Source organism: Bartonella sp. OC16QHHD (assembly GCF_042194035.1).
GTDB lineage: Bacteria > Pseudomonadota > Alphaproteobacteria > Rhizobiales > Rhizobiaceae > Bartonella.
In genome coordinates this window covers 1-2,571 of sequence record NZ_JBHIMJ010000099.1, presented here as the reverse complement: position 1 = coordinate 2,571, position 2,571 = coordinate 1, and the positions used below count along the sequence as shown (strand labels likewise).

The window sequence follows — 2,571 nt, the reverse complement described above, 5'->3', positions numbered from 1 at the left end:
CACTCACACAAGCATTCCCATAAACCTTGCCATAAATCTTTGCACGACCATTAATAACAGCATAATTATAAATTTTTGCATTGTCAGAAACGACAGCTTCCCAAAAAACGGTAGCATTATCATAGACCCAGCAATTGCCATCATGAGAGAGATTGCTTTCCTTTTCGATAAAACCACCTAAATCACCAGTCTTTACATCATCAAAATCTCTAATGGCTTTAATGCGGTGTAAAGTATGACCAGCCACACAACGCGTTTCATTCGTAAATTCGTATTTTTTTGTTATAGGTAAAGAGACACAAGCGTCATCAGAAATTTGAGATGCAAGATTAATCGTTTCATTGTCTTCAATACGTGTATACCAATTAATAAAAGCATTCCCATAGACTTTTGCATTGTCTCTTATAACAGCCTTATCACATACAGCGGCGTTATTAAAAACATGAGCATGTTTGTAAACAAAAGCATATCCAAAAACCAAGGCATTATCATGTATTTTTGCATTGTCATAAACACTAGCAAAATCAAATACCTTTGCATTATCACAAACCGTTGCATTATCGAAAACACGAGCATAATTAAAAACAGTAGCATTATCAGAAACAAGAGCATTATTATAAACACAAGCCTCATTAGCTACCCAGCAATTACCATCATGTGATAAGTTACTTTCCTTTTCAATAAAGCCGCCGAGGTCGCCCGCCTTTACATCAGCAAAATCTCTAATGGCTTTAATACGGTGTAAAGTATGACCAGCCACGCAACGTGTTTCATTAGTAAATTCGTATTTTTTAGACACAGTTATAGCGTTCATAGGTAACTCCCTAAGTTCATATTTGATAAATTTAAAAATGAAATGTTTAAAAGAGGGGCGCCCCCGCCGCGCCCGCGCATTATTTACGCAGCGTCTTTTATAGACTGGTCATTATAGACAATTTCTTTACTACAGACTTCAATATTATTGCGAACCCAAGTGTCACCTTTAATGACCGCATTGCGAAAAATCTTTACATTTGCAAAAATACAAGCATATCCGGAAATTTTCGCATTATCATAAATTTTTGTATCATTAAAAACACAAGCGTAATAATGAACATGAGCATTACCAAAAATATGAGCATCCGGATAAATACGTGCAAAGCCATACACATGAGCATTGCCATAAATATTGCCAGCCACAACCGCCTTGCCATAAACCCTTGCATTTTCATAAATACAAGCAATATTATTCACATGGGCATACCCACTTACAACGGCATTATCGTAAACCCTTGCATTGCTATAAACCTTGGCTTTACCGCCGACCCAGCAATTGCCATCATGTGATAAATTACTTTCACCTTGTATAAAACCGCCTAACTCACCTTTTTTGACGTTTCCAAAATCTCTTAAAGCGCGAATTCTATGAAGGGTTTTAAAACCAACCTCTATTGTCTCACCTGTAAATTCGTATTTTTTTGCAGGCTCTTGTTGATTAGCAAGAGCGGTTTCATTTGCATTTAAAGATATAAGGGGGGTGTTGTTTGAATTTGTCATAATTAAAACCTACATGTTACAAAGTTTTCAATTGACACCCTATAAAGGCGCCGGGCGTTGAAAACACGGCATGTAGTCCCGTTGTTACGCTTTCCTCATAAGAGTATTGTATGGCGTAACGACACCCGACAAAATCACTATATATGCTAACAAAAGCATAAAAGATAGTCAGTTTTTAATAGGATTAGGTTTATCGCAACCTCTTCGCTACATGTTTAGTGTTTTCATCACTTGATTATTTATATAACAAAATACGTATTTATTGTCAAATAATATTTTATCTTTTTTGATATTTTTTTTATTTTTTTAAATACGTTATGTATTGATAATATCTTATGCTTATGAATTGCTTCTTTTATATTTATATGCTTTTAAACCTATATTATGGGCTTTGGAAACGATTGCGTTATTTTTTGAATCTATACATTTATAATATTTAGAAACGCTCTCATAATGCATATTTTTAACTTTATAACCTGTCAGTTTTTTTACTAAATGAATTTTAATTTTTTTGTGAATTTTGTTTATAACGCATTTATCATTTGAACTATCTTAATAGGCACCGCGCTTTTATAACCAATGCATTCATTTGCATTATGATTATAAAACCTTGCTGTTTTTATGCATTCTCTATAGCTGTTATATGCTTTATAGCCATGGCATCATTTTTCATTTTCATAAGAGAAACGATAAATAAGATATATGATAATTGTAATTTATAGACTGTTATGAAAACACTTATGAAAACATCTAAAGAGAGATTGATAATTATAGAGATCAGTAAAATCCCTTTTAATAGGCTTTTGTCAGTTGTGTCAGTTTTGTCAGTTCTTTTTAGACCCTCTATTATTTTTTTTGAATGCGTAAAAACTAAAAACATTATATTTCAATAGGTTAATGTCTTTAAAACACAACTCATATCAAGAGTACAATCTTTAAAGATAACCAATGATATGAATTGATTAAAACCTGTCAGTTATGTGTCAGTAAATTGAACTGACAAAAGTGATCATTTGAGTGAGTCATTAAAACGTG

The 2,571-nt window shown here is 33.0% G+C and carries 2 protein-coding genes; both read right to left on the bottom strand.

What is annotated here, in order from left to right:
- Positions 1 to 814: hypothetical protein (locus ACFIK1_RS09585; RefSeq protein ID WP_375662673.1), on the bottom strand; the 814-nt coding region annotated here is incomplete at its 3' end.
- Positions 815 to 897: 83 nt separating this feature from the next.
- The gene (locus ACFIK1_RS09580; protein WP_375662672.1) at positions 898 to 1,536 is read right to left on the bottom strand and encodes a hypothetical protein; all 639 of its coding nucleotides are present in this window, start codon (positions 1,534 to 1,536) and stop codon (positions 898 to 900) included.
- Positions 1,537 to 2,571: the final 1,035 nt, after the last annotated feature.